Source organism: Commensalibacter sp. Nvir (assembly GCF_963921845.1).
GTDB lineage: Bacteria > Pseudomonadota > Alphaproteobacteria > Acetobacterales > Acetobacteraceae > Commensalibacter.
The window spans coordinates 1-8,208 of record NZ_CAWUGZ010000035.1; the positions used below are offsets into that span (position 1 = coordinate 1).

4 protein-coding genes and 2 tRNA genes are annotated in these 8,208 nt (G+C 37.2%); 2 read left to right on the forward strand and 4 right to left on the reverse strand.

The features are described 5' to 3' along the window. Positions 1-182 precede the first annotated feature (182 nt). Positions 183-257: transfer RNA gene (locus AABE15_RS02695), tRNA-Met, on the forward strand. A gap of 554 nt (positions 258-811) precedes the next feature. Here the strand turns inward: AABE15_RS02695 and AABE15_RS02700 are convergent. The 3 genes from AABE15_RS02700 to AABE15_RS02710 form a co-directional block, all read right to left on the reverse strand. Beyond that, positions 812-2,284: an alpha-L-arabinofuranosidase C-terminal domain-containing protein gene (locus AABE15_RS02700; protein ID WP_338329744.1), complete on the reverse strand. Its 1,473-nt coding sequence runs from the start codon at positions 2,282-2,284 to the stop codon at positions 812-814. Positions 2,285-2,331: 47 nt separating this feature from the next. Continuing rightward, positions 2,332-3,729 carry an MFS transporter gene (locus tag AABE15_RS02705; protein ID WP_338329745.1) on the reverse strand — a complete coding sequence of 466 codons (1,398 nt, stop codon included), beginning with the start codon at positions 3,727-3,729 and terminating at the stop codon, positions 2,332-2,334. An 832-nt stretch (positions 3,730-4,561) separates the two neighbouring features. Further along, on the reverse strand, positions 4,562-5,080 hold the full coding sequence (locus AABE15_RS02710; RefSeq protein ID WP_338329746.1) for an HAD family hydrolase: 519 nt from the start codon (positions 5,078-5,080) through the stop codon (positions 4,562-4,564). 370 nt (positions 5,081-5,450) lie between these two features. Here AABE15_RS02710 and ilvD point away from each other — a divergent pair, with 370 nt between their 5' ends. Further along, positions 5,451-7,289, forward strand: a complete 1,839-nt coding sequence (gene ilvD / locus AABE15_RS02715) for a dihydroxy-acid dehydratase (protein ID WP_338329747.1) — start codon at positions 5,451-5,453, stop codon at positions 7,287-7,289. A gap of 293 nt (positions 7,290-7,582) precedes the next feature. Here the strand turns inward: ilvD and AABE15_RS02720 are convergent. Then, positions 7,583-7,658 (reverse strand) — tRNA-Glu (locus tag AABE15_RS02720). Between the last annotated feature and the right edge of the window lie 550 nt (positions 7,659-8,208).

Consider the following 8,208-nt stretch of genomic DNA (forward strand, 5'->3'; position numbering starts at 1 on the left):
GTAACTTGATTTCATAAAAAACGCGCTAAGGCAGGTAACTTAGCGCGTTTTGCTTAAAATCCGTAAAGTCATTTATGCGTGCGTTTGAACGGATGATTGGTGGAGCATCGTATAACATTAATGATCCTAAGCGAATAGAAAATAGGCCTTAATTACACGATAACCTATTCCCATTACCCTGTTGCGGGGTGGAGCAGCCCGGTAGCTCCGTCAGGCTCATAACCTGAAGGTCAGAGGTTCAAATCCTCTCCCCGTTCCTAATACCATCACTACATCCCATAAATAAATCCACACCCCCATTTAAACGCAATAAGGTGTTCCAAAGCTTCATACTCGTTGCGCTATTTTGTGCACTATAGGCGGCTGTTCAAAAAAAACGTATAGCTTCATCCCTAGCGCATAATAAGCTGTATTTTTACCCTCTTAAACCCATCAAAAAGCAGAACATCTATCAAAAGAAACCATCCCCATCCCGTCCATTATACAGACCTAAACAGTAAAATCGTTTACGCTTTATATCATAAAAACAAGCCCTATACTCCGCCCACGCTCAATCTGCAAACAGTAAAACGGTCGCCTCAGGCAATAACAAACCCGTTCATCTCGTCAATCCCCACAAAAAAAGCTTATCCTCCTTGGAAAATATCAACTCAAATACTTCTGGTTAAAATTACTTTAGAGTTTGCCTTAGCTCCCTGAAAACAGCAAAAAACTAAAATTTGTTTTTTATCTTTATAGCATCGTTAATAGTAGCCAAATCTTTTGTTTTTATTATTTATCAGAAAGGGACGCTTATAGTCTCCCATAATTATTAACGACTTGTTTTTATGATAACCATGTTAAAGCTCATAGGTGGAAGCGTAATTGCTCCACGGCTAAGCTCATCAGGAGACATATGAACTTTGCGAGGGACAACCGCGTTCGGATGGGCGAATGTATTACGGGCCTGCAAATCTTTCCCTTGTAATGTGATATGCTCCGTTACAGTTGTCTGACCAAAATCCTCTAGATGAAATGACACTTCTACTGATTGTTTTAGCTCAGTATTTAACGTAAAGAAAGCGATCTGTTTTTCTTCTTCGTTGTAAACTGCTGCACTTTGAACGATTTTTGCGTTACCATAAAGCGTATCAATTTGCGGCACGTTGTCAAAAAATTTAAGGGCTTTGCCGCGTCCGTGCTGGCTAACCATTTGGAAAGGCCAGAAGATGGTTTGCCGTATTGCTTCCCCACCTGGTTTAGTGAAGATAGGCGCAATGACGTTAACTAATTGGGCTAAGGATGCCATTTGGACGCGGTTACAGTGGTTAATGAGCGTACACATCAATCCACTAAAAACCAATGCATCAAGTAGGGTGTATCTTTGTTCTAAGATCGGCGGCGCAACTTCAAAACGATGTTTCCCATTTTTAAAATAATCGTCCCATGGTTCGCTTTCATTTGACCAAATATTCCATTCATCAAAAGATATCATCATATCTTTTTTAGAACCAACTTTTGCTTTTGCATAATCCGCGGTTGCCACAATGGTACGAATAAAGTTTTCCATTTGTACAAATGATGCTAGATAATCAGTCGTATTTCCATTCCGGTTTTCAAAATAATGATGGCAAGAAAGGAAATCGATATGCTCATAAAGTCCTTCTAGAACCAGCCGGTCCCATTCTGGGAATGTTTGTTGCATGGAATTAGAACTCCCACAGGCAACAAGCTGAATATCGGGATCAACCCAGCGCATGATTTTAGCCGTTTCTCGTGCCTTTTTTACGTAGTCATGAGCGTCTAAATGGCAGGTCTGCCATTGACCATCCATTTCGTTACCTAAACACCATAGCTTAAAGTTGTAGGGTGCCTCACGTCCGTATTGGCGACGTAAATCGCTTAGCGTTGTACCTTTGGCTATGTTGCAGTATTCAATAAAGTAGCCAGCTTCTTGCGGCGTTCCGGTACCCATATTTACCGCTATCATGGGCTGAATTTGATACTTTTCGCACCACGTGGCAAATTCATCGATGCCGAATTGGTTGGTTTCTTTTGTCAGCCAAGCGTAATCCAAACGAACGGGACGCTCTTTTTTGGGTCCTATCCCATCGCGCCAATTATAACCAGATAAAAAGTTCCCCCCTGGATAGCGCACCGTTGTTACCCCTAGTTCGCGAACGAGTTGAGCAACATCGGAACGAAAACCATTTTCTTCCGCAGTATCATGTCCAGGTTCATAAATACCAGAATAAACTGCACGGCCCATATGTTCAACAAATGAACCATATAGAGCTAGATTCACCTGTGCAATGGTATTGTCTCGTTGAAAGAAGAATTTAATAGTTTTCATTATGAAACCTCTAGGTTTTTGTTATAAAATAGTTCTTTTTCGATGTGATCTATACGAAGAGAATCGAGTTTGTAGAATTTTTGCACGGTGAATAAGGACATGCTATAGGCGACGGCTGGAATCCAGACCATTAACGCATAAATACCTTGAATAGCGGAATGGGTTTGTTGTGTAACGTCGGCTTGGTAGCCGGATACAGCGAGTACACCGCCGACAATTGCACCAGAAAGTCCCAATGCGATTTTCAACATAAATAAGTTACCAGATGCGCAAATGCCACTGTAACGTTTACCGAATTTCCAGGCACCATAATTATCGACATCTCCAATCCACGTCCAGAGAATAGGAGCACCGATTTGGTGTATGATTGATAGTATAGTGAAATAGATAAAGAACCCTATAATGTTACTGACAGGTACGAAATAAAGGCCGATTGTCAGCAGCATAGCAAGCGCTTTGGTTAGTTTATATACAAAAACTTTATCCATTCGGTTCGTTAGGTAAGGGACAATAAATGAACCAGCTATAGCCGCAGTGACAGATAAGGCTAATAAAAAAGTATTTTGTGAATCCGGCATGTGCATGACGTATTTACCGAAGTAAATCAGCGTTGCACCTCGAACGAATGAGGGAATACAGTCCAGGAACATCGCAGCCATGCAGACAATCCATTGATCGTTTTTAATGGCATTTCGTAGCATGATGGACATTTTTATATTTGTATGATTTTGCGGTATGACGCGTTCTTTTGTTATAAAAGCACAGTACCAGAACATGATGACCGACATTACAGCAAAAATAAGGATTACCCAAAAAAAACCGACCTGTTTATTGCCGTTACCAAAATATGCAACAAGTGGTAACAGAGTAAGGGTACAAAATAAACTGGCCAATCCTGCGCCAACAAATCTATATTGTTGGCAAGACACCCGTTCCTGTGAGTTGGTAGAAATTACACCGCCCAATGAGCAATAGGGCATATTAACACCAGAATAAAGCAAAGAAAAAATTAGATACGTAATGAAAGCATAAACAACTTTAGCGGTATAATGAAAGGGCGGCGTATAAAACATTAATATACAGCTCAACGCGAAGGGTATGGAACAGCCGACGATCCAAGGACGAAAGCGTCCGTAACGCGTGATCTTTTTGTCCATATACGTGCCATACAACGGATCGAAAATGGCGTCGATAACGCGGACAATTAAAAATACCGTTGCGACTGCTCCTGGTGCAAGACCGAAAATATCTGTATAAAAGAATGATAAAAACATTGTAATTGGGTTAAACAGCATGTTACACGCTGCATCTCCTGACCCAAAGCCGCATTTTTCGAAAAAGGATAACCTTTCGTGAGCTGATTTTTTAGCCACAAACACATCCTCATCATTTTTCATGGTATTCTTTCTGTTAACAGTTAACGTTAACTATATTTATACAGCTAGTATGAATTAAGAAGGCTATCACATAATGTTTACTGTAATAAAATCGTTCGTAAAAAGAATATAATCTTTGAAAATGTCAATAGATAACAGCAAACTGTATGTTGTCTTTCAAACAGTTATTTAATAATATTTCGAATTTATTAAGCGCACGGGTTTTGAACAGCGACCGTAATTTTTCTTCTGTTGCCTGTAATCGATTCAACTTAACGTAATGTAAAACTTGTTTAGATATGATTTACAATGCGTGTGAGGTAAATATACTTTATCTAAAATATATTAATATCTTAAATGGCTTTAATATTTACGAAGCAACAAACGTTCTCTGAACAAATTGTTTCGATAAATAAGTATTGCATAATAATTTAAAATATAGATAAAAACTTTTTAAACAATTATTTCCTTAATACTTCTAAAGGTTAAAAAAATTACAATTTCCTAGCACAGGTTTTTTGGAACGGAAGAAAGTTTCAGTTTAAAGTTGGCGTAAATTGAAGTTGTGTAGTTAGATTTAAAAAGTCATTTAAAAGTTTAAGCATTACGATTTATTTTTCTTTTTAATTATCGAAAAAGAGAATTTTTATACTTAAATCGTATTAAATAAATACATTTTATAATAGGCGCTAACTTTTATCATAGTTATAAAAAAAATTTTTAATGGATAGAAAAAAAATTTAAAAGATATAATTTTAACAAACGTTTTATACCACTTTCAACCTCTTTATGCTTAAAGCCTCTCACATTTAATTTCCTCCAGTATAAGATACGTGTAAGTGAAAAAATAAAATTATGGCCACCTATTTTTCATAAGTGAGATAACAAAATGCTCTAGGTTATTTTGATCAAAAAGATAACTATCAATATGAGCGCGGTGTCCCGCTAAAAGATCGGTCTGTTTATCACCAATTAATATAGAACGATCACGGTCAATATTAAATTTTGCAATGGCTTTTTCAATCATGCCTGGGTTGGGTTTACGGTCAAAATGCTCTTTTTTATAAGATTCAAGACTACCTTGTGGATGAAAAGGACAAATAAAAAAAGCGTCAACGTGCGCTTGATAAGATTTTAGCTTCCTTTTTATCTGTTGATGAAATTGGTTTACGTCCTCTTCGGTGAAGTATCCCCTTGCTACGCCAGATTGATTGGATATCACGATAACGAGATATCCCAAAGCATTTATTCTTGCAATTGCTTCTGGTGCACCAGCGATAAAGTGTAAGTCAGAAGGGCGATAGGGGTATCCTGTGTCTTTATTAATAACTCCGTCACGATCGAGGAAAAAAGCAGGTCTACGTCTATTCACTAAGTGGCTCCATGTTTAGCACAAAAGTATTAAATTAGATCTTCCTGATCGTGTTAGTTTTTAGGCCAAAGGTTTTATGATTTTTTCTAGCTGTTATTTAATTATAAAAATATTAAAAGATAAAATAGCGGTATTCAATTAATTCCAATTAAAATTATTTTAGTTAAATCTGATAAAGATTTAAAATACAGTCTAAGTTCCATTTATAAATGAATTTCCTTGCTATCGTAGTTGTCTATTTTATTTTAAATAGAAGGCGTGTTAAACTGGAAAAATAAATCTATTAAACTTTTTAGTTTAAACAGGTGATTAATAAATTTTTCACAAGCAGAATAGATTTTAGAAAATAATTAATTCTAGGAATGATTAGATGCCTAAATATCGCTCGAAAACGTCTACTCAAGGAAGACATATGGCTGGTGCGCGCGCTTTATGGCGCGCAACGGGTATGAAAGACGGTGATTTTGAAAAACCCATTATTGCTGTAGTTAACTCATTTACACAATTTGTGCCTGGCCATGTTCATCTGAAGTCCGTTGGCGATATTGTCGCAAAAGAAATTGAGGCTGCAGGAGGTATTGCAAAGGAATTTAATACCATTGCAGTCGACGATGGTATTGCTATGGGTCATGATGGTATGCTCTATTCGCTTCCTAGTCGAGAAATAATTGCAGATTCTGTAGAGTATATGGTTAATGCGCATTGTGCGGATGCGATGGTTTGTATTTCCAATTGCGATAAAATTACTCCGGGTATGCTTATGGCTGCAATGCGTTTAAATATACCTGTTATTTTTGTCTCAGGGGGGCCAATGGAGGCTGGTAAGATCTCTGTAGCTCACAAAAAAGTTGATTTAATTGACGCGATGATTGTTGCTGCGGATGATAAGTATAACGATGCAGAAATTTCAGAGTATGAACGTTCAGCTTGTCCAACCTGTGGCTCTTGTTCAGGCATGTTTACGGCTAATTCAATGAATTGTCTGACCGAAGCTTTAGGTTTGTCTTTTCCGGGTAATGGTACTTTACTAGCCACACATCAGATAAGGAAGTCATTATTTAAGAGAGCTGGTCGTAAGATCGTAGAGCTTTGCAAGCGATATTATGAACAGGACGATCATTCTGTTTTACCGAGATCTATAGCGACTCTTCAATCGTTTGAAAATGCGATGGCATTGGATATTGCCATGGGTGGCTCAACGAATACGATATTGCATTTATTAGCCATTGCTCAAGAAGGGAACGTTTTTTTTGATCTCAAAACTATAGATAAGTTATCTTTGCGAATTCCTCAGTTGTGTAAAGTGGCCCCAAATACTCGAGATTATCATGTAGAGGATGTGCATAGAGCAGGAGGAGTCTTTGCTATTTTGGGTGAATTAGCGAGGGAGAACTTGCTCAATCTTGATGTGCTAACTATTCATTCATCTTCGATGGGAAAGGCAATTGAACAATGGGATATAAAACAAACCAAGGATAATTCAGTTTTAGAATTTTATAAGGCTGGTCCAGGTGGATTGAAAACAACGCATGGTTTTAGTCAAAATTGTTTTTGGCAAAGCTTGGACACAGATCGTGAAAAAGGTTGTGTTCGAAATATTGACCACGCTTATTCGCAAGATGGCGGCTTAGCTGTGCTTTATGGTAATATTGCTATAAACGGTTGTGTGGTTAAAACAGCAGGCGTTGATAAATCTATATTGTCTTTCGAAGGCAAAGCAAAAGTTTTTGAAAGCCAAGAAAGTGCAGTCGAAGGCATTCTCCACGATCAAATACAACCGGGCGATATTGTGGTGATACGCTATGAAGGACCCAAAGGAGGTCCAGGTATGCAAGAAATGCTCTATCCAACCAGTTATCTAAAATCAAAACATTTGGGCAAACAATGTGCCTTGTTAACGGATGGTCGTTTTTCAGGGGGAACTTCTGGGTTATCAATCGGTCACGTTTCGCCAGAAGCAGCTTCCGGGGGAACGATTGGATTGGTTCAGGATGGAGATCGTATTGTAATTGACATTGAAAAACGTTCAATTCATCTCAATGTATTGCCTGAAGAATTAATGAAAAGGCGTCAAGAACAAGATAAAAAAGGTTGGAAACCAGACCAACCTCGTTCTCGAAAGGTTAGTATCGCTCTTAAAGCTTATGCAATGATGGCTACAAGTGCTGATAAAGGTGCAGTTCGAGATAAAACTTTGTTTACGTCTTAGATGGATCAAAGACGGTTGGGAAACCGGGTATAGTCAATTACAATATATATTATTGAGTAATTTCATTTTTAGATTACTTTCAAAATAATATATGAAATCATAAGTTTGAAGGTGAGTCTATAACGTCTCACCACAAATGGTTTATCTAAAAAATTAAAAAAGAGGTAAACGGATATTATAAAATTTACATGTAAACTATAAAAAACTTTATATATTAGATATAATTAAGAACAATGGCATATTATTTTATAATTATTCCTATAGGTCTTTTTACGGATACTGTTCAATAATAATGGCGTCCCGTACGGGAGTCGAACCCGTGTTGCCGCCGTGAAAGGGCGATGTCCTAGGCCTCTAGACGAACGGGACAGAGGCAATGACGCTCTTAATACACGCCCGTCATTCTTTGGTCAAGAATTAAAATAAATTTTTCAAAAATAAAAGAAGTTTGATTGTCACTACAATGCGTCAGATACAAAAATTTTTTATAAAAGTGGGACTATTTACGATTGTATATTGCAGTTAGTTACATTGTGGTTCGCTAAATGCTCTTTCAATTGACGAGTTCAAAATATCACGTTTTATTATTCGCAACATAAATAGGATCAAAATAAATTTTAGTATTCCGTATGAGAGTCGCCCTTTATTGCTGTTATAATAAAGTATAAATATTCTTTGAATTAATTATTATAAAGATATTAACAATCTCTTTATAATAACTTTCATTGCCTATACATCACTTCAAAATTATTTCGGCACTGCATGGATATAGGTATAGTTTAGAACCTTACAGATATGTGCTTGTAAACAGTGAAAATAAATTAAAATTGATACATGATATTCAATAAGACCCCTGCTTGTTAAGAGGGGGTTAGACATAACGGAGAAACTTTATCCGCTTAAGCGTATTGCTTTTGTT

Bases quoted from the DNA above. Each gene is read 5' to 3' on its own strand.
- AABE15_RS02705 (WP_338329745.1), bottom strand. From the start codon at position 3,729: ATGAAAAATGATGAGGATGTGTTTGTGGCTAAAAAATCAGCTCACGAA.
- ilvD (WP_338329747.1), top strand. From the start codon at position 5,451: ATGCCTAAATATCGCTCGAAAACGTCTACTCAAGGAAGACATATGGCT.